This is a genomic window from Xanthomonas sp. NCPPB 3005 (assembly GCF_041228095.2).
Taxonomy (GTDB): Bacteria; Pseudomonadota; Gammaproteobacteria; order Xanthomonadales; family Xanthomonadaceae; genus Xanthomonas_A; species Xanthomonas_A bonasiae.
The window spans coordinates 1516811-1539116 of the sequence record NZ_CP166096.2 but is presented as its reverse complement, the minus strand read 5'-3'; the positions used below and the strand labels follow the sequence as shown (position 1 = coordinate 1539116).

Below are 22306 nucleotides of genomic sequence, written 5' to 3'. Positions count from 1 at the left end.
CCGGCTTCGCTTCGCGTCGCCCCCGCGTAGCGAGATCGGCGTCGTGTTCGAGCGAAGTACCGCTGCGCGCTGCGCGCGGCCGACGCTCCGCGAAACACAGTGCAAGGCCAGCAGGTCGCCTGGCTGCTGGCCGAGCCCGCCGCGGAAAGCCGCGTCAGCCGGCAGCGGTGTACATGCCCGGGAAATAGGCTCCATCAGCGAGTGCGGATACCGCGGCGCGGTGAATCCGTAGCGCGCATACAGCGCATGCGCATCGCTGTTGGCGAGGCTGAAACGGCGCAGGCCCTGCAGCTCGGGATGGGCCAGGATCGTCTCCATCAATGCCTTGCCGTAGCCCTTGCCGCGGTCCTCGGGCAACCCGAAGACGTCGCCCAGACAAGCGAAGGTCGCGTAGTCGGAGACCACTCTGGCGAACGCGACCTGGCGGCGGCCGACGAAACCGCCGAAGCATAGGGAATGCGCGATCGCCTTTTTAGCAGCGCCAGCGGGACGTCCTTGGCCCAGCCGGTGCGCTGCGACAGATAGCGATGGATCTCGCGCGTCTGCAGTTCGGCCTTGTCGGTGCTGATTCGCAGCCCGCACATCGTGTCGACCCCTGAAAAAAGGCCGTCCGCGGGCACGCCGAGGCGCCGCAATCGCCCCATTGTCGCCATTCGGCGCGTGCGATGGCGGGTTTCCCTTGCGCGGGCACCTGCCCGACCGCTGCGATCAGCCGAGCGGTCGCAGCAGCAGCAATAGACACAGTGCCAGCATGAACACCGCGATGCAGGCGTCCAGCAACCGCCATGCGCCGGGCTTGCGGAACACCGGCTGCAGCAATCGTGCGCCATAGCCCAGGCTGCAGAACCAGGCCACGCTCGCCACGCAGGCGCCGCACGCGAACGCCCAGCGCAGCGCTCCCGGATAGCGGGTGGACAGGCTGCCGAGCAGGACCATCGTGTCGAGATACACGTGCGGGTTGAGAAACGTGAAGCCCAGGCAGGCCAGCAGCACGCGGCGCCGGCTCGCCGGCGTCTCGCCCTGCGCCTTCAATGCGCCGGCACCGCGCCAGGCGCGTTGCGCCGCCATCAGGCCGTAGGCGCCGAGGAAGGCCGCGCCGGCGTAGCGCAGCACCTGCAGCAGCGCGGGCCATTGCTGCACCAGCGCGCCGATGCCGGCGACCCCGAGCACGATCAAGGCGATATCCCCGGCTGCGCAGACCGCCACCACCAGGCCCACCTGCTGCCGCTGCAAACCCTGGCGCAGCACGAACGCGTTCTGCGCGCCGATCGCGACGATCAAGCCGGCGCCGGCGATGAAGCCGGCAAGCGATGCTTCGAGCACCATGAGGAGAGGATCGCCAGAACCGAGGGAGGCGCATGCTGGCCCGAAGGTCGTGATTAGCCAAGCTAAATATTCTGTACGCTATGAAGAAATGCTAATCAGGCGGCCGCATGGACCTGCTTCATCCGCAACTGTCGGCCTTCGCCGCCGTGCTCGACGAAGGCAGCTTCGAAGCGGCGGCGCGGCGGCTGTCGCTGACGCCGTCGGCGATCTCGCAACGAATCAAGGCGCTCGAGGACCGCCTCGGACAGGTGCTGGTCGTGCGCCAGGCCCCCTGCCGGCCGACGCCTGCAGGCGAAGCGCTGCTGCGCCGGGTGCGGCCGATGCAGGCGCTGGAGGCCGAGGCGATGGCCGATTTCCTGCCGAACGCGGCCGACGCCGGACCCGCGCGCAGCATCGCGGTCGCGGTCAACGACGACTCGCTGCAGACCTGGTTCCTCGCCGCGCTGGCGTCGCTGCACCATGCGCACGGCTTCCTGTTCGACGTGCACGTGGACGACCAGGACCACACGCTGGAGCTGCTGCGCAACGGTACCGTGCTCGGCGCGGTCACGTCCGCGAGCAAGCCGCTGCAGGGCTGCAACGTGCATGCCCTGGGCAGCATGCGCTACCACGCGATCGCCTCGCCGGCATTCGTCGCGCGCCACTTCGCCGCAGGACTCACAGCGGCCGCGCTGGCACAGGCGCCGATGATGGTGTTCAACCGCAAGGACGCGCTGCAGGCGCGCTTCGTGCGGCGCATCACCCGCACCCGCCTGAGCCCACCCATCCACTACCTGCCGACCTCGACCGGCTTCGTCGAAGCCGCCGCGCGCGGTCTCGGATGGTGCCTCGCCCCCGAGCAGATGCTCGCGTCCGGATTGCGCGAGAAACAGATCGTCGTCATCGACCCGCAGCGCTGGCTCGACGTCCCGCTCTATTGGCAGCACGCGGCGGTGCGTTCGAGCGTCCTGCAGCACATCGGCCAGGCACTGCGTACCGCGGCGTCGAGCATGCAGCGCGGACGGAAAGGCGCTTGAGCCGCATGCGCCCGATCGAGATGCGCCCGACGCGGCACGGCAGGCGCCGGTTCACTGCGGCAGGCGCCATGCGCTCCCACTTGGTCGACCGCCCACGTCACCAAGCTTCATAGCGCCTGCAAGTGCCGCGCGCGGGACAGGTGGCTGGCGCCCATGCAGGGAGTGAAGGTCGGCAGCTCCCTTCCGATCCGTCGCGGGGCAAGCGTCCCTTTCCGGCCCGGACGATTCTCATCAGGTGAGACCTGCCAGTGGAAGGATGCATGGCCCGCCGCTTGCGCGGCCGCGAACCCCCGTCCTTGTTTTTCATATGGAGAAACGTATGCCGGCAATCATCATCGGGACGCAGATGGAGAGGGGCCTCACCAAATGGCGGCACGGTTTCTCCGTCCCCGAAGAGGGGCCAGCCGACAGGCTGTTGGTGATCGAGTTCCATGGAGACCCATGGGAGATACCGGGATTCAAGGGCGATGTCCTGGACGTCGCCGAGTTGCGCGCGGCCTGCCCGCTCGCAGCGCAGAACTGGATCCCTTTGCAGGGCAACCTGAAATGCAAGGCTCAACTCGGTGTGCCAGCGCGGATCTCCATTCCGCTCAGCCAAGCGGCGAACCCGCGTTGAGATCGGGCCGCCCCAGGCCCACGAGCCCACTGTCGGGCCGACTTCGACGCACGCAGCATGGGCACCAACCAGCACCGGCAGACCGTACAGGGCCGCGCCAATGGTATTGGATGGCTGCACATCAGTGGACTGAATGGTGGGCCGTGATGGATTCGAACCATCGACCAAAAGATTAAAAGTCTTCTGCTCTACCGACTGAGCTAACGGCCCAAAACAACGCCCCGGCCTTGCGCCGGGGTGCGTAGTCTACCCCAGCCCCGCGTCAACGCGAAATCAGGCGTAGCGGGTCGGGTCGGCCACGCCGGCATCGGCGAAGCCGGCGGCGCGCAGGCGGCACGCGTCGCAGTGACCGCAGGCGCGGCCGTCGGCATCGGCGCGGTAGCAGGACACGGTGAGGCCGAAATCCACGCCCAGGCGCTCGCCCTCGCGCACGATGTCGGCCTTGCTCATGCGCTGCAGCGGCGCGTGCACGCGCAGCCCGGCGCCTTCCACGCCGGCCTTGGTCGCCAGGTTGGCCAGGGTCTGGAACGCGTCGATGAACTCGGGGCGGCAGTCGGGGTAGCCGGAATAGTCCACCGCGTTGACGCCGCAGAAGATGTCCGCCGCGCCCAGCACTTCGGCCCAGCCCAGCGCCACCGACAGCATGATGGTGTTGCGCGCCGGCACGTAGGTCACCGGGATGCCCTCGCCGCCCGCGTCCGGCACCTCGATGTCGTCGGTCAGCGCGGAGCCGCCGATGCTGCGCAGGTCGACGTTGACCGTCTTGTGCGCCACCGCACCGAGCGCGGCCGCCACGCGCGTGGCCGCATCCAGTTCGGAGGTATGCCGCTGCCCGTAGCTGACGCTCAGCGCATGCACGGCATAGCCCTGCTCGCGGGCGATGGCGACGACGACGGCGGAATCCATGCCACCTGAGAGTAGGACGACGGCGTTTTTCATTGGGGTGCTGGGAATGGGGAATGGAGAAACGGGAATGGGTAGAGCGTAACAGCCGCACTGGACATGGAAGATCGCCGGTTTTCGAGAAGCAGAAGCGAATCAACCAACGAGACGCCTGCAGTGCAGCGCTTCGCCGATTCCCGTTTCTCCATTCCCGATTCCCAGCTGCGCTCCCGCGCAGCTAACGCCCCGGCTCGTCGTTCCACAGCAGCTTGTGCAACTGCATCTGGAAGCGCACCGGCAGGCGGTCGGCGACGATCCAGTCGGCCAGGTCGCGCGGCGCCAGTTCGCTCTTGCTCGGCGAGAACCAGACGGTGCAGCGCTCGTGCAGGCGGTGTTCGGCGACGATCGCGCGTGCCCAGTCGTAGTCGGCGCGGCCGCACAGCACGAACTTGATCTGGTCGCGCGCACTCAGCAGCGGCAGGTTTTCCCAGCGGTTGCGCGCCGCTTCCTGCGATGCGGGAGTCTTGATGTCGAGCACCCGCGACACGCGCGGGTCCACGTCGGCGATGTCCAGCGCGCCGGAGGTTTCCAGCGATACGTCGTAGCCGGCGTCGCACAGTTGCTCGAGCAGGCGCAGGCAGCGCTTCTGCGCCAGCGGCTCGCCGCCGGTCACGCAGACATGGCGCACGCCGTGGCGCGCCACTTCGGCCAGGATCGCGTCGATGTCCCACCATTGCCCACCATGAAAGGCGTAGGCCGTGTCGCAGTAGCTGCAGCGCAGCGGGCAGCCGGTCAGGCGCACGAACACGGTCGGCCAGCCGGCGCTCTCGGCCTCGCCCTGCAGCGACAGGAAGATCTCCGTCAGCTTCAGGCGCGGCAGCGGGCTTTGTACGATATCGCTGGGAACGGCGGCCATGGCGGGAAAATATGCTCCCGCGACGATGGCGGCAGCGTTCGGGGGCTCAGCGCAGCTGCTGGCCGATGCGGATCGACTGCAGGCGGTCCTGCGCGGTGCGCGCGGCATCCGATCCCGGATACTGGCTGATCACCTGCTGCAGGGTCTGCTCGGCGTCCTGGGTGCGGCCTTCGCCGTACTGGGACAGGCCCAGCTTGAGCAGAGCGCCGGAGGCCTTGTCGTGGGTGGGATAGCGGCCGATCAGGTCGCGGAACTGCGCCTCGGCCAGCGGGAAATTCTTGGTGGCGTAATAGCTCTCGCCCAGCCAATACAAGGCATTGGGGGCGTAAACGCCGTTCGGGTACAGCTCTAGGAAGCTCTGGAACAGATTCGCCGAGTCGGCGTACTTGCCGGCCTTCAGCGCATCGAACGCGACGTTGTAGCTGGTGCGCTCATCGCCGCTGGCGGCGAGCGTGCCGGCGTCGCCATGCACCGACGGCGGCCGTTCGGAAACGGCGGCAGCCGGCTTGGCAGCGGGTGCGGAAGCGGCGGGTGCGGCAGCCCCGGCCGGCGGCAACGGCGGCGTCGCGCCCCCCTCGATCCGGTTCAGGCGGCCGTCCAGGTCCAGGTACTGGTCCTTGGCGCGCTGCTTGAGTTGTTCGTTGTCGTGCTGCAATTGCTCGATCGTGGACTCCAGCGACTGTACCTGCGTCCGCAGCTGGTTGAGCTGGTTCAGCATGTCGGTGTTGCCCTGGGTGTTCATTGCCTGCTGCTCGAGCGCGGACACGCGATCGGCGAGGCTTGCACGCTGCGCATGAGCCGGCGCGGCGGCCACCAGGGCCGCCGCGACGATCATCGATGTAAGGACACCGATACGCATCTATTACTGCGCCGTGTAGACGATCTCGACGCGACGGTTCTGCGACCAGCAGGACTCGTTCGACTCGGTGCAGACCGGACGCTCTTCACCGTAGCTGACCACGGTCAGCTGCGCAGCCGAACCGCCGGCAGCCTGCAGCGCCGAAGACACGGCGTTGCCACGACGCTCGCCCAGGCCCATGTTGTACTCGCGCGAACCGCGCTCGTCGGCATTGCCCTGCAGGGTGATGCGCGAGGACGGACGGTCACGCAGGTACTTGGCGTGGCAGGCCATGATCGCCTGGAACTCCGGCTTCAGCGAGTCCTGGTCCAGATCGAAGTAGACCACGCGCTGGCGCAGGCAGGCATCGGTATCCAGATCGCCCGGGCCGTACAGGCCGGAGGTCGACGGGCCGGTCGGGGTGGTGGAACCGGTGGTGCCGGTGGTGTCGGTCTGGGGAACTTCCTTGACCTTCTTGGAGCAGCCGGCCAGAGCTGCAACGGACAACAGCGAAACAAGCAGAACGCGGGTGGTCTTGTTCATGGGGATACCTATATGGCTCCTGAGCCGAAAGGGGGTTCAACGCAGCGAAATATTAACATCAAACTTACGTGTCAACGCGCAGTCCGATACGGCGACCACGACGGCTCGCGCACGTCGCCATCGGCCAGGACCAGGCGCTGGCGCACGCGGGCATCGGCCGAGACCGCGTAAAGCACCCCTCGCCCGCCTTCGCGGGCGGCGTACAGGACCATGCTGGCGTTCGGAGCGAAGCTCGGCGACTCGTCCAGCGACCCCGTAGACAATGTGCTCCAGCGCGGCGAACCCAGGCTGCGGTCCATCATCGCGATCTTGTAGGTGTTGCCGCTGCCCTGGGCGACGGCGATCTTGTTGCCGTCGAAGGACACGCTGGCGGTGGCGTTGTAGTTGCCCTGGAAGGTGACCCGGTTGGCGCTGCCGCCGGTCGCCGCCACCTGGTAGATCTGCGGGCGGCCGCCGCGATCGGAGGTGAAGTAGATGCTGCTGCCGTCCGGCGCCCAGGTCGGCTCGGTGTCGATGCCGAAGTGGTTGGTCAGCTGGGTCAGCTGCTTGCTGCCCAGGTCCATCACGTAGATCTCCGGGTTGCCGCTGCGCGACAGCGCCAGGGCCAGCTTCTTGCCGTCCGGCGAGAACGAGGGCGCGCCGTTGATGCCGCGGAAGCTGGACACCAGCTGGCGGGCGCCGGTGGCGATGTCCTGGATGTAGATCGAGGAGTTGCCGCGCTCGAAGCTCACATAGGCCAGCTTCTTGCCGTCCGGGCTCCAGTTCGGCGACAGCAGCGGTTCGGCCGAGCGCACGATGGTCTGCGGGTTGTAGCCGTCGGAGTCGGCGACCATCAGCGCATAGCGCATGGCGCCGCCCTTGCCGCTGGCGGTGACGTAGGCGATGCGGGTCCAGAAGGCGCCGCGCACGCCGGTGATCTTCTCGTAGATCGCATCGGCCATCTGGTGCGCCACGTCGCGCATCGCGCTGGCACGCGCGGTCATCGCCAGGCCGAGCATGCGCTCGCCCTTGGCCACGTCGAACAGTTCGTACTCGACCCGGTAGGTGCCCTCGCCGGCATCCATCACCCGGCCGGCGACCAGATAATCCTGCTTCAGCGCGCGCCAGGTGGCGTACTGCACTTCGCTGCCGCGGGTCGGGCGCTCGACGATCTGCGCCTCGGGCAGGTTGCGGAACTGGCCGGAACGGTCCAGGTCGGCGCGGACCACCGCGGACACGTCGGTGGACGGTGCGGCCGCCGAACCCTGGTAGGGCATCGGCACGACGGTGATCGGGGTCGCCGACGCGTTGCCGCCGACGATGTCGATTTCCAGGCCCTTGTCCTGCGCGGACGCGGCCAGGGGGAGCAACAGGGCAGTCAGGACGGCAAGCCAGCGCGGCAGTTTCTTCATGGGTCGCTCAGCGGTACTCGGGAAGGCGCAAGAGATAGCAATGCGCGGGTGAACGTATTCGCAATCATGAACCACCGACATGTGAAGCCGATGGCAGGAAGCGCGGATTATCGCCTATCGCACCGCCGCCGGGGAGTTCCCGGGGCCCCGCCAGGCCCGGAAGCGGGCTTTTTGGACCCTGGGGCTGGGGCGTGGAGCGTGGCATCCCCAATCCCGAATCCCCAATCCCGGCTTCTCAGCGATCCTGCGCAGTGAAGTTGAAGGTCAGGTCGCGCGCGAACACCGATTCGAAGCCCCGGTACGGCAGCGGCTGCGCGCGCAGTACCGCGGCCTCGATCGAGCGCCGGCCCGCTTCGTCGTAGGGACAGTCGGGGCTGACCTTGGCCTCGATCACCTGCCCGCCGACGATCTGCTTGATCGCGATCTTGCACTTCTGCCCCAGCGGCACCGAATCCGGGCGCACCCACTGGCTCAGCACCGCCTGCTGGATCGCCGCGGCATATTTGGCCGACAGATCGGTGTTGGTGCCGTTCTGCCCGGGCGCGGCCTGCGGCGTGGACGCGGCGGTGGCCGACGCCTGCTTGGCGCGCACGTCGGCCAGCTGGCGCAGCTTCTGCTCGGCCAGCTTGGCCTCGCGGTCGGCCTGCTCGCGCTGCTTGCGGATCTCGGCGATCTTCTTCTGCCGCTCCTCCTCCTGCTGCGCGGCCAGGCGCTGCTTCTGCTCGGCCTCCTGCTGGCGCTTCTGCTCGGTCAGGTCGATCTGCTCCTGGCGGCGCTTGGCTTCCTGCTCCTGCTTTTCCTTTTCCTGCGAGATCGCGGTGCGGCTGGCGCGGTCCTGGTCGACCTTGTCCGGCACCGGGATGAAGTCCTGCGCCTTTTGCTGCTGCTCGGTCGGCGCCTGCTGCGGCTTGGGCACGGGCACCGGTTGCGGCGGCGGCACGGTGTCGTCCTCGGCGACCTCCTTGACCGGTTCGGGCAGCGGTTCGGGCAGGGGCTTGGGCGCGTCCTGCACCGCCTTCTGCGCCGAACGCACGTCGGCGGCCGACACGACCAGCGAGGCCTCGACCATCGGCGAGCCGGCCGCCGGCTCCACCTGGCGCACCGGCGACCACCACCAGGCGAGGAAGAACAGCAGCCCGAGCAGCACATGCACGGCCAGCGCGAGGAGCACGCCGACGATCAGGCCCTGGTTGCTGTCCTGTTCGCGGGGCGGTCGGGAATCGGCTTCAGCGTGCATTGGTACCGGGCTGGCTCATCAGGCCCACCTTGGGAACGCCGGCCTGCTGCAGCATGACCATGGTGTCCATGACCAGCTGGTAGTTGGAATTGCCGGGCGCGGCGACGAACACCGGCACGTCCTTGTTCTGGCTGACGAAGGCCTGCATCTTCGCCTTCAGTTCCGGCGCGCCGATCTTCTCCGGCTTGCCGTCCTGCAGGGTCAGCGTGTAGCGGCCCTCGGCGTCGACGCTGACGATCACCGGGTCCTTCTTGCTTTCCACCGAACGCGCGGTGGAATCGGGCAGGTCCACGTCCACGCTCAGGCTGAGCAGCGGCGCGGTGACCATGAAGATGATCAGCAGCACCAGCATCACGTCGATGTACGGCACGACGTTGATCTCGGACTTGAGCTTGCGACGCTTGCGGCGGGAAATGGCGGCAGTCATGCGGGGATCCTGGGGTCTTGGGCGGAGCGCGCGGCGGCGCTCAGTCGCCGCTGGCCTGGCGCTGCAGGATGGAGCTGAACTCTTCGGAGAAGGTCTCGAAGCGCACCGCCATCCGCTCGACCCGGGTGGTGAAGCGGTTGTACGCCCACACCGCCGGGATCGCCACGAACAGGCCGATGGCGGTCGCGAACAGGGCCTCGGAAATGCCCGGCGCGACCGCGGCGATGCCCGCCTGCTGGCCGCTGTTGAGCATGTCGTGCATGGTCACCATGATGCCGAACACGGTGCCGACCAGGCCGACGTAGGGCGCGGTGGAACCGATGTTGGCTAGCAGCTCCAGGTTGCGCTCCAGGCGGTCCACTTCGCGCGCATAGGTCGCGCGCATCGCCCGCTGCGCGCCTTCCAGTTGGATGCGCGCGTCGAGCTTGCGCTTGTCGCGCAGGCGGGTGAACTCACGGAAGCCGGCCTCGAAGATCGCCTCCAGCCCGCCGACCACGCGGTTGCGGTCGGCCGCGCCGGCGTAGAGCTTGGTCAGGTCGGTGCCGGACCAGAAGCGGTTCTCGAAGTCGTCCGCGTCGCGGTTGGCCTGCTTGAACACCCGCGCCTTGCGGAAAATGATCACCCAGCTGATCAGCGAGCCGAGCAGCAGCAGCAGCACGATCACCTTGACCGGCAGGCTGGCCTTGATCAGCAGATCCAGGTAGTTGATGCCGCCATGGGCGGCGGTGCTGGCGACGGCCTGCGCGGCGGTCTGGGTCACGTCCTGCGGTAGCGCCTCCGCCACCGTGTCCTGCAGGGCCAGGAGCAATGCGATCATCCGTCGTTCCTCAGTAATGCTGCTTCAGTGATTTCGAGAGCTTTCAAAATGTCGTACAACGCGTCGTCCATGCCGCGCGGGCGGAAACTGCCGGCACCCAGCGCCGCGACCTTCACCTGCGCGCGCAACAGCAGTTCGCCGTCGCGATGGATCGACTGCGCGAACAGCAGGCTGGCGCGCCTGCACTGCGTCAGCGCGACGCCGACCTGCAACGCATCGTCCAGGTGGGCCGGGCGCAGGAAGTCGAGCTGCATCGCGCGCACCGCGAACACCAGATCGTGCTGCAGGCGCAGGCGTTCCTGTCCGTAGCCCAGCGCGCGCAGCCACTCCGTGCGCGCCCGCTCCAGAAAGGCGACGTAGCGTGCATGGTAGACCACGCCACCGGCGTCGGTATCTTCCCAGTAGATGCGTGTCGGCCAACTGAATAGAGGCTGGGAATCGGGAATCGGGAATGGGGAATCGGACGTCAAGAGCGGTGCTCCCGTCCGTAGCTGGGTAGGCACGGCATGCTAGAACAGCCCCTCCGATTCTCCATTCCCGATTCCCGATTCCCGCATCTTGGGCTTCAGGCCCAAGTGCAGATAGGCCTTGTTGGTCGCCATGCGCCCGCGCGCGGTGCGGATCAGGTAGCCCTGCTGGATCAGGTAGGGCTCGATCACGTCTTCCAGGGTGCCGCGTTCTTCCGACAGCGAGGCGGCCAGCGACTCGACCCCGACCGGGCCGCCGTCGAAGTAGTCGATGATGGTGCGCAGCAGGCGCCGATCCAGGTCGTCGAAGCCTTCCGGATCGACCCCGAGCATCTGCATCGCCGCCTGCGCGACCTGCAGGTCGATCAGCCCGCCGGCGCGGACCTGGGCGAAATCGCGGACCCGCCGCAGCAGCCGGTTGGCGATGCGCGGGGTGCCGCGCGCGCGCCGCGCGATCTCCGCGCAGCCGTCGGCGTCGCAGGCGATGCCGAGGATGGCGGCGGAACGGCGCACGATCTTGCCCAGTTCTTCCGGGGTATAGAACGCCAGGCGCTGCACGATGCCGAAGCGGTCGCGCAGCGGCGCGGTCAGCAGGCCGGCACGGGTGGTGGCGCCGATCAGGGTGAACGGCGGCAGGTCGATCTTGATCGAGCGCGCGGCCGGGCCCTCGCCGATCATGATGTCGATCTGGAAGTCTTCCATCGCCGGATACAGCACTTCCTCGACTACCGGCGACAGGCGGTGGATCTCGTCCACGAACAGCACGTCGTGCGGCTGCAGGTTGGTCAGCAGCGCCGCCAGGTCGCCGGCCTTCTCAATCACCGGGCCGGAGGTCGTACGCAGGTTGACCCCCAGCTCGTTGGCGATGACATGGCTGAGCGTGGTCTTGCCCAGGCCCGGCGGCCCGAAGATCAGCACATGGTCCATCGCCTCGCCGCGCGCCTTGGCCGCTTCGATATAGATCGACAGCTGCTCGCGCACCGGCTGCTGGCCGAGATAGTCGGCCAAGCGCTTGGGGCGGATGCTGGCCTCGACCGCGTCGTCTTCGCGGGTGGCGCTGCTGGCGATGATGCGGTCCATTGGAAAGCCGGGAATGGGGAATCGAGAATGGGGAATGGAGCGGACAATAGTAGCGGTTAGCGGCACGGCTGGCGCCTATTTCGGAGCTGACGAACGCCGTTGCCGTCGCCTTTCCCTATTCCCCATTCCCGTCTCTCCATTCCCAAGGCCGCGACATCGTCGCGGCCTCAGATCTCCACCTGCGCCCCCAGCTCCACCAGCCGATTGCCGGGGATGCGGAAGAAGCCGGTGGCCGGGGCGGCGTTGCGGTGCATGACCGCGAACAGCTTGTCGCGCCAGATCGGCATGCCGCGGTTGGCGCTGGCGACGATGGTCTCGCGGCTGGCGAAATAGGTGGTGTCCATCGGGTCGAAGTAGATGCCGCCCTGGTCGCAGGAGCGCATCAGCGCCAGCGGCACGTCGGGGGTCTCCATGAAGCCGAAGCGCACGATCACCCGGTAGAACTCGTCGCCGATGGCGTCCATCTTCAGCCGCTGCTTGGCCGAGGCATACGGCACCGGCAGGGTCTCCACGGTCAAGAACACGTTGCGCTCGTGCAGCACCTTGTTGTGCTTGAGGTTGTGCATCAGCGCATGCGGCACCACGGTCGCGTCGGCGGTCAGGAACACCGCGGTGCCGGGCACGCGCACCGGCGGCGCCAGCATCAGCCCGGGCAGGAAGCTGTCGATCTGGATGCCGTCCTTGCGAATTTCCTCGCGCAGCAGCTCGCGGCCGCGGCGCCAGGTGCGCATCATGGTGAACATCACGATGCCCAGCGCCACCGGGAACCAGGCGCCCTGCAGCAGCTTGGCGCCGTTGGCGATCAGGAACGCGGCGTCGATGACGAAGAACACCACGCACAGCGGCAGCACCCAGTTGCGCCAGCGCGGCCACAGCGCGCGCGCCACCAGCGCCAGCAGCAGGGTGTCGATCAGCATCGTCGCCGACACCGAGATGCCGTAGGCCACCGCCAGATTGGTGGAACTGCGGAAGATCAGCACCAGCGCGATCACCATCACCATCAGCAGCCAGTTGATGCCGGGGATGTAGATCTGGCCGATGGTGTCGTGCGAGGTGTGCTTGATCAGCATGCGCGGGATGTAGCCCAGCTGCATCGCCTGGCGCGCGATCGAGAACGCGCCGGTGATCACCGCCTGCGAGGCGATCACCGCCGCCAGCGTGGCCAGCACGATCATCGGGTACAGCGCCCAGCCGGGCACCGCCTCGAAGAACGGGTTCTTCAGCGCCGACGGATGCTTGAGCACCAGCGCGCCCTGCCCCAGGTAGTTCAGCACCAGGCACGGCAGCACGAAGAAGTACCAGGCGTGACGGATCGGGCGCGCGCCGAAATGGCCCATGTCCGCGTACAGCGCCTCGCCGCCGGTCACCGCCAGCACCACCGCGCCGAGGATCCAGACCCCGTGCCAGCCATGGTCGAGGAAGAAGCGGATCGCCCACCACGGGTTGAACGCCTTCAGCACTTCCGGCGCGTCGACGATGTTCCAGATGCCGATCGCCGCCAGCGACAGGAACCACAGGCAGGTGATCGGGCCGAACACCTTGCCGACCTTCTCGGTGCCGAAGCGCTGGCCCAGGAACAGGATCACCAGCACCACCACGGTGATCGGCACGATGAACGCGTGCAGCCCCGGCGCGGCCACCTCCAGGCCTTCGACCGCGCCCAGCACCGAGATCGCCGGGGTGATCACCCCGTCGCCGAAGAACAGCGAGGCGCCGAAGATGCCGAGGATGCCGACCACGTAGGCCGAGCGCGAGCCCTTGCGCATGGTGCGCTGGGTCAGCGCCATCAGCGCCATGATGCCGCCCTCGCCCTCGTTGTCGGCGCGCATGATGATGGTGACGTACTTCAGCGTGACCACGATCATCAGCGACCAGAACGCCAGCGACAGCACGCCGAGCACGGTGTCGTGGTCGCTGCTCAGGCCGTAGTGCGGCGAGAACGCTTCCTTGAGCGTGTACAGCGGGCTGGTGCCGATGTCGCCGAACACCACGCCGATGGCGCCGATGATCAGCGCGAAGCCGGCCTTGCCATGCGAGGCGTCGGCCGAATGGCCGGAGCCGGGGGACGGAGCGGGAGTGGTGGACATTGAGGGATCAGGTTAGCGCCGCGAGGCGTGAAGAAGGAGGTACGACGCGCGGTCAGCGCAACGCGGCCTGCAGGGCCTTGCGGATGACGCTGGCGACCTCGTCGCCGTCGGCGGCGGCGTCGCGCGCCATCTTCGCCGCCTCGGCCGGCTTGTAGCCGAGCTGCTGCAGCGCCACCGTGGCCTCGGACACCGCATCGGTACCGAGCTGACCGGTGACCGGCGCGCCGCCGCTGAAATCCGCGGCACGGTCGCGCAGCTCCACCACCATGCGCTCGGCGGTCTTCTTGCCGATGCCGGGGATGCGGGTCAGCGCGGTGACGTCGGCGCTGGTGACCATGCGCGCGAACTCGTCCACGCTGACCCCGGACAGCACCGCCAGCGCGATCTTGGCGCCGATCCCGGTGACCCGCTGCACGTCGCGGAACAGCCGCCGCTCGCCTTCGCGCAGGAAGCCGTACAGCGACACGCTGTCCTCCTTCTGCGCGTAGTGGGTGAACAGGATCACGTCGCGACCGACGTCGGGCAGGTCGTAGAAGGTGCTCATCGGCGCCTCCAGCTCGTAGCCGACCCCGCCCACGTCGATCACCAGCCACGGCGGCTGCTTGTAAGCGAGGATGCCGCGCAGACGGCCGATCATTGGGCGCCTCGTGCGAGGCGCCGGGATTGGGGATTGGGGATTGGGGATTGGGTACAGCCGCGCGCAGGCGCAGGCACCTCGCTCTTGCGAATCCCCAATCCCGAATCCCGAATCCCGGCTCCACTCATTTTCTGCTCCAAGCCTGTTGCGTACTGACGCCCAGGCGCTGCGCGGTGGCGCGCACGTGGGCATGGGTGATGGCCACCGCCAGCGCGTCGGCGGCGTCGGCCTGCAGTTTTCCGGTCAGACTCAGCATCAGACCGACCATATGTTGCACCTGCTGCTTCTCGGCCGCACCTTTGCCGACGATGGCCAGCTTGATCTCCTTGGCCGCGTATTCGTGCACCGGCAGGTCGCGCAAGACCACCGCGCAGATCGCCGCGCCGCGCGCATGGCCGAGCTTCAGCGCCGCGTCGGCGCTCTTGCCCATGAACACCCGCTCGATCGCCACTTCCTGCGGCTGGTACTCCTCGATCAGCGCGCCCAGCCCGTGCAGCAGGCGCTTCAGCCGCTGCGAGAAGTCGCCCTCGCCGAGCAGCAGCAGCGGCGCATGGTGGACATGGATGGTGCGGCCGCTGCCGTCGACGTCGATGATGCCCACGCCGGTGCGCTGCGAGCCCGGGTCGATGCCGAGGATGCGGACCTTGGCGGGACTCGGGACGCGGGACTCGTGACTCGAAGGGCTGGCTACGCGACTGGTTCGAACGGGTACGACCCCGGGCGACGGCGATGCATCGGGCCCCGTCGACGCGCTGTTCCGAGTCCCGAGTCCCGAGTCCCGAGTCCCGGCACCGTCCCCAGTCCCGGCCGTCGCCATATCAGCCGCCACTCAGCGCGGACTGGTCGGCATTGGAATAGACCGCCTGCACATCGTCCAGGTCTTCCAGCATGTCCAGCAGCTTGCGCACCTGCAGCGCAGTATCGCCTTCCACCGCGATGTCGTTGTCGGCACGGAAGCTGATCTCGGCATGCTCGGCGGCCAGGCCGGCCGCCTGCATCGCGTCCTTGACCGCGTGGAACGCGTCCGCCGAGGTCAGCACGTCGATCGCGCCGTCCTCCGGATAGACCACGATGTCGTCGGCGCCGGCCTCGATCGCCGCCTCGGTGATCTTTTCCTCGTCGGCACCGGCAGCGAAGCTGAGCACGCCCAGGCGCTTGAACATGAACGCCACCGAGCCTTCGGTGCCCAGGTTGCCGCCGCACTTGCTGAAGGCGTGGCGCACGTCGGCCACGGTGCGCACGCGGTTATCGGTCAGGCAGTCGACGATCACCGCGACCCCGCCCGGCGCGTAGCCCTCGTAGCGGATCTCCTCGTACTCCACCCCTTCCAGCTCGCCGGTGGCTTTCTTGATCGCGCGCTCGATCACGTCCTTGGACATGTTCGAGGCCAGGCCCTTGTCCATCGCCACGCGCAGGCGCGGGTTGTTGGACGGGTCGCCGCCGCCGGCGCGCGCGGCGACGCCGATCTCGCGGATGATCTTGGTGAAAATCTTGCCGCGCTTCGCATCGGATGCGTTCTTGCGGGCTTCGATCGAGGGGCCTCTACCCATAGGGCGTTCCGGACATCAGTAAGGACAAGCGGCGGATTTTACTCGATTGCGCCGCCGCACCCGCATCCGCGGCACAACCGCTCAGGCGGCGAAGCGGCCATGCCGCAGGAACGCCGCGGCCTGGCGCGCGGCCACTGGCGAGAACAGCAGGCCGCTGTGGCTGGCACGCACCAAGCAATGGTCGCGCAGGCCCGGCACGCGGGTCTCGGCCAGGGCCACGGTGCCATCCGAGCCCGGCCCCAACGCGGCGATGCGATTGCCCACTCCCAACGCGACGCTGCCGGCCACCATGCCGACCGCAGCGGAGCCGTCCCACTGCCCAAGACCCTGCTGCAACAGGGCTGCGCTGCGCCCGAGGGCGACGCCGAGGCCGCGTCGCAGCAGCGTCTGCGCCACCGCGCTGCCGGCCAGCGGGGCGCCCAGGCACACCACCCGGGTCACCGGCAGCTGCGGCGCCTGGCGCAAGGCCTGCAGCGCGATCAGCCCGCCCAGGCTGTGCCCGACCAGCGCGACCGGCCCCTGCTGCGCCAGGCGCTGGATCCGCTGCCGCAACCGCGGCAGCGCCGCCTCGGCGCCGCCGAACGCGGTCGAATAGCCGAAGGTGGCGACGCGGAAGCCCTCGCGGCGCAGCCGCCAGGCCAGCGGCCCGAGCCAGACACGGCCGTTCCAGATCCCGTGCAGCAACAGGACCTGCGGCAAGGGGTCGACCACGCCGCCCGCGGCAACCGTGCGCGCGACCTCAGCCACAGGTGATGCGGACGATGGCATTGGACGCATCCACGAACACGTTGACCCGGTCCGGGCGCAGGTCGCGGGTCGTCGCCTGGCCGGGGGCGATCGGCCGCAGCTGGCCAGCGCCGCTCTCCCGGCGGACCCGCGCCATGGTCGCCTCGGTTGCGGCCTGGCCGATCGCCCACGCCACCGGCTCGGCCTGGCAGCGGCCATCGCCCTGGGCCGCCGGCCCGCTACCGGCCGTTTGCAGCGAGGCCGAGGGCGTACACGCGGCCAGCAGCGGCAGCAAGGCGACGGCGCATTTCAGGGGTCGCGACATGGCGTTCTCCTGTCAATCGCATGGCCTGCTGCGCGACGGCGCGCAAGTTCACCCAAAACGCAACATCGTCCCAGGCCGGTACAGACGATGCGTCGCGCCATCACACACCCACTCCACGCACCAGCGCAGTCGGCCGCGCACGCCACACGGCAAAGCGTCACAGTTCGAAAGGCCAGGGCTACATTCTCGCCCCATCCGCGTCAAGAAAGTTCGTTGGCGGTCGTTAACGCAAAGTAATCCATTGGTGCGTCCACTCGACGTAGCAACGGCGAAAGAACCCGCGTTATCTCTACATGCATGGAGCAATCGCTGCATGTCAAGCGGTAACCGTGGGAGTTAGATACCAGGCACATCGAACATTCAATCCCACGCACCAACTTTCGCGGCAAGGCATTCTCAACCCGGGTGCTATTCAGGGCCAGCCTGCTTATCGGCTAGCAGCGGGCAATGGAAACAGGATCGGAAAGCAGGTATGCGCAGTCATCAAGGAGAATCGCTGCATGTATAACAGAGGCATCATTTTGGCATCCTGCGTCGCCGTGGCGGCAGGCGTCTGGCTTGGGGGTTGCGTCTCGAAGGGCGGGGCCTCTCATGCCGCATCGAACGCCGGTCAAGCCGCGGCACAGGGCCAGGCCCCTGCCAAAACTGCGCTTCCCCGCAGCACCGCCAATGGTGCCTCGCCGCGGCTCACCCCAGGCGCCGCCCCCTATTTCGACGCACCGGACAACGGCACGCTGGTCACCTATGTCGGCCACGCCGCGCCGACCAAGGAAGGTCCATTCGAGCTTTTTCCTGCGCGCATCAGCGAGCGCTATGCGTTGAGGGCGACGATGGAGGGCAAGATGACGATCGTCGCGCCGGACGGCAGCCGGCTGCAGATGGATTACGTCCGCCACACAGAAGGCAAGAACGGCAACTGGACCTGGGTTGGACGTTTGCCCGGCGCGCTGGTGGGTGAGGAATCGGTCATCACCTTCGGCAAGAACGCGGTGTTTGGTTCGCTCGGCGCCAGCGGCGGCAAGGTCTACCGGATTTCCACCGTCGACGGGCAACCCTATGTCATGGCGGCATCCGAGGTGGAATTGCGTTCGGCGGCGCCCAGCAGGCGCGGCGACGCACGGGAGATGCTGCCCAGCGCCAACGCTTCGCCGCTCGCGGCGGCCACCGGTCTCATTCCAAACTACAGCAACTTGGACAAGGTCAATGCCGCAGCCGGCACCACCTCGACCAATACGATCGACGTCGTGCTTGGCTATACGCCGGACTACAAGGCATATCGGGGCGGGGAGTCGGCCATAGAGACGGTGTTGACCAATCTCGTCGAGGTCGCCAACCAGGCCTTCGCCAATGCCAATGTGCAGGCGCGCTATCGCTTGGTCGGCACCATAGAAGTCGGCTATATCAACAACAACGACAATAATCAGGCGCTGGACGAACTGACCTGGATCCAGGCCTACAACGACGCATTCCGCCCGATTCGCCAGGTGCGCGAAAACTACGGCGCCGATCTGGTCGGACTGGTCCGCCGCTTCGACAGCGCCAGCCAGAATAATTGCGGCGTCGCCTGGGTGAACGGAGGAACCGATTCCCGCTATGCGTACGCGATCGTTTCCGATGGCATCGACGGAAGCTACTACTGCCCCTCGACGACGCTTGGACATGAACTCGGGCACCTGCTAGGTTCGTATCACCAACGCGAAACCGGACAAGAAACCGGATACAACTACGGGCACCGTAGCGACGTGGGCAGCTTCCACACGGTGATGGCGTACGCCGTCAACGGCCAGCGCGAGGTCAACATCTACTCGACTCCCTTGATTCAGGGGTGCTATGGAGAGGCCTGCGGGGTGATTGCCCAAGCCGACAACGCGACCGCGTTCATGCTTACCGTCCCTCGCATTGTTCAATTCAGAGCGACCGTCGTTCCGTTCGACGATTCGAGTTCGCCAGGCCAGATCGTCGGCCCCTCCGGCAAGTGCCTGGATGTGGTGGACGGCAGCACTGACAACACGGCTCCGATTCAGGTCTGGGGATGCAATGGCTTGCGCCAGCAGAAATGGTATTGGCAGAGCAAAAGCCGGGCGCTGCGCAACAACGGTACCGACAAGGTCCTGGATATCGCAGGGGTGAACAGCAGCAACGGCGCGGGTGTGCAGCTCTACCAAGCATTCAACTCATCCAACCAACGCTGGAGCTTCCGGTCGTCCGCCATCATCGCCACCGGCGGCAAGGTGCTGGACGTGGTCAACGGGGGATCCGCCAACGGCGCGCGTCTGCAGACCTGGGACAACCTCGGCGGCACCAACCAGACATGGAAGTTCGATCCGGCAACCGGCGCCATCCAGGTGGCCAGCGGACGTTGCCTGGACGTGATGAGCGGCGGCGTGACCAGTGGCACCGCAGTTCAACTATGGGACTGCTCGGGGAACAAGAACCAGAAATGGACGCTGGGCACGAATGGCTCGCTCATCGGCTACGGCGGCAACTGCCTCGAAGCCAATGGCCCGTCCGGCGCGAACGGCAACCCCATCCTGATGGCCACCTGCAATGGAAGCGCCGCGCAAACATGGCGGATTCGCGGGCAGATCCGCAGCGACCTGAACAGTAAATGCCTTGATGATTCCGAAGGCGGCAGGACCAATGGCGCACGCGTGCAGATGTGGGACTGCCTAGGCAATCCCAACCAAACCTGGGAAGTGCAACCCAACTAGGCGAGCGGGTTTTCCCCGAAGAGCGTGTCGCTCATTCCCCATCGGATCGTTCTTGTTGCGCGCCTGCGCGAGCAGCGACGAACGGATGGAAATGAACGACACGCTCCGCTGGCATGGCGGCATGCACAGTCGAAGAATGCGCCACGCTGCAGGCCTCTTCGGCATGCACAGCACTTCGAGTGACAACGACGACTGCGCCGAAAGCAGATGCCGTTTCGCCAACAGCGATCGGCGATCAACAGGGCGCAAAACCGTCTAGGCAATGCGCGGCCGACGGCCAGACTATCGGTGCGGCACGCGGCGCAGAATGAACTCCAAATCGCGGGTCTGCCCGACCGGGAATTCGTAGGTGCCGACCTTCTCGAAGCCGTAGCGCGCGTAGAAGCGCTGCGCGCCGAAGTTCTCCGACCACACGCCGATCCACAGCGTGCGCGGGCCTTGGCGTTCCAGCCAGGCCAGCGCGGTTTCGAACAGGCGGCTGCCCCAGCCGCTGTTCTGGTGCGAGCGCAGCAGGTACAGCCGCTTCAGTTCGCCGTCGCCAGTCTGCACCTCCGCGTGCGGCAGGCCGCAAGGGCCGGCCGCGGCATGGCCCACCGCCACGCCGTCGTCCTCCAGCAGCCAGATCGCGTACTCCGGATGCTGCAGGATCGTGCGCTGCCGCGCCGCGGTGTAGTGCTCGTCGAGAAACCCGTGCAGGTCTTCCGGCGAGTACAGGTGACCGAAGGTCTCCGTGAAGGTGGCCGCGGCCAGCGCCGCCAGCGTGGCGGCGTCGTCCTCGGTGGCCTGGCGGATCGCCAATGCCATCGCTCAGCCCTGCACCGGCTTGGCGCGCACCTGCACGTGCACTTCGGCCAGCTGCGCGTCGGCGATCGGCGACGGCGCGTCGGTCATCAGGTCCTGCGCGCCGGTGGTCTTGGGGAACGGGATCACGTCGCGGATCGACTCGGTGCCGGCCATCAGCGCGGCGATGCGGTCGATGCCGAACGCGATGCCGCCGTGCGGCGGCGCGCCGTAGTTCAACGCGTCGAGCAGGAAACCGAACTTGGCGCGCGCTTCCTCGGCGCCGATGCCGAGCAGTTCGAACACCGCGCTCTGCATCTCCGGGCGATGGATGCGGATCGAGCCGCCGCCGATTTCGTTGCCGTTGAGCACCATGTCGTAGCCGCGCGACACCGCGGTCCTGGCATGCGTGCGCAGTTCGGCGATGTCGTCCACCGCCGGCGCGGTGAAGGGGTGATGCAGGGCGACGTAGCGCTGCGCTTCCTCGTCCCATTCGAACATTGGGAAGTCGGTGACCCACAGCGGCGCCCAGCCCTCGGCGACCAGGCCGAAGTCCTTGCCGGCCTTCAGCCGCAGCGCACCCATGAAGTCGGAGACCTTGTTGTAGCCGCCGGCGCCGAAGAACACGATGTCGCCGCTGCCGGCGCCGACGTGCTTGACCAATGCGGCGAAGGCCTCTTCGGAGAAGAACTTGGCGATCGGCGAGCTGATTTCGCCGGTCTCCGACAACTTGATGTAGGCCAGGCCCTTGGCGCCGTACTTGGCGGCATGCGCGGCGTAGTCGTCGATCTGCTTGCGCGACAGCGTGGCGCCGCCGGGTATGCGCAGCGCGGCGACGCGACCGTCGGCATCGGCGGCGGCCGCGGTGAACACCGGGAATTCGCTGGACTTGACCAGTTCGGCCACGTCGACCAGTTCCAGGCCGATGCGCAGGTCCGGCTTGTCCGAGCCGAAACGGCGCATCGCCTCGGCCCAGGTCATGCGCGGGAATTCGGCGGCCAGTTCCACGTCCACCACTTCCTTGAAGATGTGGCGGATCATCTGCTCCACCGCATCCTGCACGTCGCGCTCGCGCACGAACGCGAACTCCATGTCCAGCTGGGTGAACTCGAGCTGGCGGTCGGCGCGCAGCGCCTCGTCGCGGAAGCAGCGCGCGATCTGGTAGTAGCGGTCGAAGCCGGCCACCATCAGGATCTGCTTGAACAGCTGCGGCGACTGCGGCAGCGCGTAGAACTCGCCCGGATGCATGCGCGCCGGCACCAGGAAGTCGCGCGCGCCTTCCGGGGTGGCCTTGGTCAGGATCGGGGTTTCGATGTCCTGGAAGCCGCGCTCGTCCAGGTAGCGGCGCAGCCCCTGCACCAGCTTGATGCGGGTGCGCTGCATGCGCTGCATCTCCGGGCGGCGCAGATCCAGGTAGCGGTACTTCAGGCGGGTTTCCTCGCCCGGGTTCTCGTGCGCATGGAACGGCAGCGGCGCGGCCTTGTTGAGGAGGGTGATGCGGGTGGCGATCACCTCGACCTTGCCGCTGCGCAGCTTGTCGTTGACCGCATGCCGCGCGCGCACCACGCCTTCCACCTGCAGCACGTCCTCGTAGCCCAGCGAGGCGGCGACCGCGAACACCTCCGCGTTCTCCGGCTCCACCGTCACCTGGACGATGCCCTCGTGGTCGCGCAGATCGATGAAGCAGACCCCGCCGAGATTGCGGGCGACATCGGTCCAGCCGGCCAGGGTGACGGTTTGGCCGATCAGGGTCTCGTCGACCAGGCCGCAGAAGTGGGTACGCATCGCAAACTCCAAGGTGGGGCCGCCGGCGCAGAACGCGCCGGCAAGCCGGATATTCTGCGGCGCGGCGCCGGCCCGGGCAAATCCCGCCGCAACTCACCTGGCCTTAAGTTTCCGTGAGGCTATAGTCCGCCCACAGTCACGGGCATCGG

General features: G+C 67.4%; 22 protein-coding genes, 1 tRNA gene and 1 pseudogene. 3 read left to right on the top strand and 21 right to left on the bottom strand.

Translation table 11 applies throughout. The features are described from left to right. Nucleotides 1-154 precede the first annotated feature (154 nt). Together AB8810_RS06600 and AB8810_RS06595 are read right to left on the bottom strand one after the other, a co-directional pair. Nucleotides 155-584 (bottom strand): annotated as a pseudogene (locus tag AB8810_RS06600) (GNAT family N-acetyltransferase). Nucleotides 585-708: 124 nt separating this feature from the next. Further along, on the bottom strand, nt 709-1326 hold the full coding sequence (locus tag AB8810_RS06595; protein ID WP_369915891.1) for a LysE/ArgO family amino acid transporter: 618 nt from the start codon (nt 1324-1326) through the stop codon (nt 709-711). 107 nt (nt 1327-1433) lie between these two features. Here AB8810_RS06595 and AB8810_RS06590 point away from each other — a divergent pair, with 107 nt between their 5' ends. Both AB8810_RS06590 and AB8810_RS06585 read left to right on the top strand, forming a co-directional pair. Next, a complete protein-coding gene (locus tag AB8810_RS06590; RefSeq protein WP_369915890.1) occupies nt 1434-2342 on the top strand; it encodes a LysR family transcriptional regulator ArgP in 909 nt (302 codons plus the stop codon). Between the two features lie 319 nt (nt 2343-2661). After that, entirely contained in the window at nt 2662-2958 is a 297-nt protein-coding gene (locus tag AB8810_RS06585; protein WP_369915889.1) for a hypothetical protein, read from the top strand. Between the two features lie 134 nt (nt 2959-3092). On the opposite strand, the gene AB8810_RS06580 is transcribed toward AB8810_RS06585, so the two are convergent. The 17 genes from AB8810_RS06580 to AB8810_RS06500 all read right to left on the bottom strand — a co-directional run bounded on the left by AB8810_RS06580 (nt 3093) and on the right by AB8810_RS06500 (nt 16881). After that, nucleotides 3093-3168 (bottom strand) — tRNA-Lys (locus AB8810_RS06580). A gap of 63 nt (nt 3169-3231) precedes the next feature. Then, nucleotides 3232-3897 (bottom strand): 7-cyano-7-deazaguanine synthase QueC, encoded by a 666-nt coding sequence (queC, locus tag AB8810_RS06575; protein WP_191824332.1) that lies wholly within the window; start codon nt 3895-3897, stop codon nt 3232-3234. 181 nt (nt 3898-4078) lie between these two features. Then, nucleotides 4079-4756 (bottom strand): 7-carboxy-7-deazaguanine synthase QueE, encoded by a 678-nt coding sequence (queE, locus tag AB8810_RS06570; protein ID WP_369915888.1) that lies wholly within the window; start codon nt 4754-4756, stop codon nt 4079-4081. Nucleotides 4757-4802: 46 nt separating this feature from the next. Further along, a complete protein-coding gene (gene ybgF / locus AB8810_RS06565; RefSeq protein WP_206257785.1) occupies nt 4803-5615 on the bottom strand; it encodes a tol-pal system protein YbgF in 813 nt (270 codons plus the stop codon). Nucleotides 5616-5618: 3 nt separating this feature from the next. Then, entirely contained in the window at nt 5619-6137 is a 519-nt protein-coding gene (gene pal, locus AB8810_RS06560; protein ID WP_191824334.1) for a peptidoglycan-associated lipoprotein Pal, read from the bottom strand. Between the two features lie 71 nt (nt 6138-6208). Next, nucleotides 6209-7528: a Tol-Pal system beta propeller repeat protein TolB gene (tolB, locus tag AB8810_RS06555; protein ID WP_179566533.1), complete on the bottom strand. Its 1320-nt coding sequence runs from the start codon at nt 7526-7528 to the stop codon at nt 6209-6211. Nucleotides 7529-7763: 235 nt separating this feature from the next. After that, complete coding sequence (tolA, locus tag AB8810_RS06550) at nt 7764-8765, bottom strand: cell envelope integrity protein TolA (protein WP_225209713.1); 1002 nt, start codon at nt 8763-8765, stop codon at nt 7764-7766. Next, the gene (gene tolR / locus AB8810_RS06545; RefSeq protein ID WP_179566534.1) at nt 8755-9192 is read right to left on the bottom strand and encodes a protein TolR; all 438 of its coding nucleotides are present in this window, start codon (nt 9190-9192) and stop codon (nt 8755-8757) included. The genes tolA and tolR overlap by 11 nt, the downstream gene beginning before the upstream one ends. A 40-nt stretch (nt 9193-9232) precedes the next feature. Next, nucleotides 9233-10009, bottom strand: coding sequence for a protein TolQ (tolQ, locus tag AB8810_RS06540; protein ID WP_003478956.1), 777 nt, complete (start codon nt 10007-10009; stop codon nt 9233-9235). Next, on the bottom strand, nt 10006-10479 hold the full coding sequence (gene ybgC / locus AB8810_RS06535) for a tol-pal system-associated acyl-CoA thioesterase (protein WP_369915887.1): 474 nt from the start codon (nt 10477-10479) through the stop codon (nt 10006-10008). The genes tolQ and ybgC overlap by 4 nt, the downstream gene beginning before the upstream one ends. 39 nt (nt 10480-10518) lie before the next feature. Next, nucleotides 10519-11556, bottom strand: a complete 1038-nt coding sequence (gene ruvB / locus AB8810_RS06530) for a Holliday junction branch migration DNA helicase RuvB (protein WP_206230483.1) — start codon at nt 11554-11556, stop codon at nt 10519-10521. A 167-nt stretch (nt 11557-11723) separates the two neighbouring features. After that, a complete protein-coding gene (locus AB8810_RS06525; protein WP_179566537.1) occupies nt 11724-13643 on the bottom strand; it encodes a potassium transporter Kup in 1920 nt (639 codons plus the stop codon). Between the two features lie 52 nt (nt 13644-13695). Further along, nucleotides 13696-14280, bottom strand: coding sequence for a Holliday junction branch migration protein RuvA (ruvA, locus tag AB8810_RS06520; RefSeq protein WP_179566538.1), 585 nt, complete (start codon nt 14278-14280; stop codon nt 13696-13698). Between the two features lie 124 nt (nt 14281-14404). Continuing rightward, nucleotides 14405-14917, bottom strand: coding sequence for a crossover junction endodeoxyribonuclease RuvC (gene ruvC / locus AB8810_RS06515; RefSeq protein ID WP_179567957.1), 513 nt, complete (start codon nt 14915-14917; stop codon nt 14405-14407). A 181-nt stretch (nt 14918-15098) separates the two neighbouring features. Further along, nucleotides 15099-15830, bottom strand: a complete 732-nt coding sequence (locus AB8810_RS06510; RefSeq protein ID WP_179566540.1) for a YebC/PmpR family DNA-binding transcriptional regulator — start codon at nt 15828-15830, stop codon at nt 15099-15101. An 81-nt stretch (nt 15831-15911) separates the two neighbouring features. After that, nucleotides 15912-16598 carry an esterase/lipase family protein gene (locus tag AB8810_RS06505; protein WP_369915886.1) on the bottom strand — a complete coding sequence of 229 codons (687 nt, stop codon included), beginning with the start codon at nt 16596-16598 and terminating at the stop codon, nt 15912-15914. Further along, nucleotides 16570-16881 carry an I78 family peptidase inhibitor gene (locus AB8810_RS06500; RefSeq protein WP_369915885.1) on the bottom strand — a complete coding sequence of 104 codons (312 nt, stop codon included), beginning with the start codon at nt 16879-16881 and terminating at the stop codon, nt 16570-16572. Before AB8810_RS06500 ends, AB8810_RS06505 begins: the two co-directional genes overlap by 29 nt. A gap of 500 nt (nt 16882-17381) precedes the next feature. Between AB8810_RS06500 and AB8810_RS06495 the strand changes: the two genes are divergently transcribed. After that, nucleotides 17382-19592, top strand: a complete 2211-nt coding sequence (locus AB8810_RS06495) for a ricin-type beta-trefoil lectin domain protein (RefSeq protein WP_369915884.1) — start codon at nt 17382-17384, stop codon at nt 19590-19592. A 282-nt stretch (nt 19593-19874) separates the two neighbouring features. Here AB8810_RS06495 and AB8810_RS06490 read toward each other — a convergent pair whose 3' ends face one another. Both AB8810_RS06490 and aspS read right to left on the bottom strand, forming a co-directional pair. Next, the gene (locus tag AB8810_RS06490) at nt 19875-20396 is read right to left on the bottom strand and encodes a GNAT family N-acetyltransferase (protein ID WP_369915883.1); all 522 of its coding nucleotides are present in this window, start codon (nt 20394-20396) and stop codon (nt 19875-19877) included. 3 nt (nt 20397-20399) lie between these two features. Then, nucleotides 20400-22157, bottom strand: coding sequence for an aspartate--tRNA ligase (gene aspS, locus AB8810_RS06485; protein ID WP_369915882.1), 1758 nt, complete (start codon nt 22155-22157; stop codon nt 20400-20402). Between the last annotated feature and the right edge of the window lie 149 nt (nt 22158-22306).

Coding starts and splice junctions, on each gene's coding strand:
- AB8810_RS06595 (WP_369915891.1), bottom strand. CDS start 1,326: ATGGTGCTCGAAGCATCGCTTGCCGGCTTCATCGCCGGCGCCGGCTTG.
- AB8810_RS06590 (WP_369915890.1), top strand. CDS start 1,434: ATGGACCTGCTTCATCCGCAACTGTCGGCCTTCGCCGCCGTGCTCGAC.
- AB8810_RS06585 (WP_369915889.1), top strand. CDS start 2,662: ATGCCGGCAATCATCATCGGGACGCAGATGGAGAGGGGCCTCACCAAA.
- queC (WP_191824332.1), bottom strand. CDS start 3,897: ATGAAAAACGCCGTCGTCCTACTCTCAGGTGGCATGGATTCCGCCGTC.
- queE (WP_369915888.1), bottom strand. CDS start 4,756: ATGGCCGCCGTTCCCAGCGATATCGTACAAAGCCCGCTGCCGCGCCTG.
- ybgF (WP_206257785.1), bottom strand. CDS start 5,615: ATGCGTATCGGTGTCCTTACATCGATGATCGTCGCGGCGGCCCTGGTG.
- pal (WP_191824334.1), bottom strand. CDS start 6,137: ATGAACAAGACCACCCGCGTTCTGCTTGTTTCGCTGTTGTCCGTTGCA.
- tolB (WP_179566533.1), bottom strand. CDS start 7,528: ATGAAGAAACTGCCGCGCTGGCTTGCCGTCCTGACTGCCCTGTTGCTC.
- tolA (WP_225209713.1), bottom strand. CDS start 8,765: ATGCACGCTGAAGCCGATTCCCGACCGCCCCGCGAACAGGACAGCAAC.
- tolR (WP_179566534.1), bottom strand. CDS start 9,192: ATGACTGCCGCCATTTCCCGCCGCAAGCGTCGCAAGCTCAAGTCCGAG.
- tolQ (WP_003478956.1), bottom strand. CDS start 10,009: ATGATCGCATTGCTCCTGGCCCTGCAGGACACGGTGGCGGAGGCGCTA.
- ruvB (WP_206230483.1), bottom strand. CDS start 11,556: ATGGACCGCATCATCGCCAGCAGCGCCACCCGCGAAGACGACGCGGTC.
- AB8810_RS06525 (WP_179566537.1), bottom strand. CDS start 13,643: ATGTCCACCACTCCCGCTCCGTCCCCCGGCTCCGGCCATTCGGCCGAC.
- ruvA (WP_179566538.1), bottom strand. CDS start 14,280: ATGATCGGCCGTCTGCGCGGCATCCTCGCTTACAAGCAGCCGCCGTGG.
- AB8810_RS06510 (WP_179566540.1), bottom strand. CDS start 15,830: ATGGGTAGAGGCCCCTCGATCGAAGCCCGCAAGAACGCATCCGATGCG.
- AB8810_RS06505 (WP_369915886.1), bottom strand. CDS start 16,598: ATGCCATCGTCCGCATCACCTGTGGCTGAGGTCGCGCGCACGGTTGCC.
- AB8810_RS06500 (WP_369915885.1), bottom strand. CDS start 16,881: ATGTCGCGACCCCTGAAATGCGCCGTCGCCTTGCTGCCGCTGCTGGCC.
- AB8810_RS06495 (WP_369915884.1), top strand. CDS start 17,382: ATGTATAACAGAGGCATCATTTTGGCATCCTGCGTCGCCGTGGCGGCA.
- AB8810_RS06490 (WP_369915883.1), bottom strand. CDS start 20,396: ATGGCATTGGCGATCCGCCAGGCCACCGAGGACGACGCCGCCACGCTG.
- aspS (WP_369915882.1), bottom strand. CDS start 22,157: ATGCGTACCCACTTCTGCGGCCTGGTCGACGAGACCCTGATCGGCCAA.